We start from the raw sequence: 483 nt of genomic DNA, 5'->3' as shown, positions 1-483 counted from the left end.
AGCGAAATGGAGACATCTGACGACGAGATTATCGATATGTACCGAGGTTTATGGAGAATTGAGGAATCTTTTAAAGTAACCAAAAGTGAACTGGAAGCCAGACCCGTGTATGTCTGGACAAAAGAACATATCGAAGCACATTTCCTTACCTGTTTTGTAGCTTTGACAATCGCTAGAATACTGGAAAATAAACTGGAGCGAAAATACAGCATCGGAACTATTTTGGAATCTCTGTCAAAAGCCAAATGCAGCCTAATCCAGCAAAACTATTATCTGTTTGATTATTACGATGAAGTTTTAAAAGATATCGAAAGAGTTACAGATATTGATTTTGGAAAACGTATCCGTACGCTAGGGGAAATAAAAAAAGTTTTAGCAAAGACCCAAAAATAGAAAAAACACCATGAAAATCTGACAAAGCAGAAAGCCCGCCAAGCCCTGTATTTACTGGGTTTGACGGGTGTTTTATATCCATTTAGCTGC

At 37.7% G+C, this 483-nt stretch carries 1 protein-coding gene; it reads left to right on the top strand.

Annotation, left to right across the window (positions count from 1 at the left end; all coding sequences use genetic code 11):
- A partial coding sequence (locus tag LIZ66_RS18390; protein WP_227201183.1) for an IS1634 family transposase occupies positions 1-393 on the top strand: 393 nt, incomplete at its 5' end.
- Between the last annotated feature and the right edge of the window lie 90 nt (positions 394-483).

It is taken from the genome of Blautia faecis, assembly GCF_020554845.1.
GTDB lineage: Bacteria > Bacillota > Clostridia > Lachnospirales > Lachnospiraceae > Blautia_A > Blautia_A faecis.
This window is presented reverse-complemented; position numbering and strand designations above follow the sequence as displayed.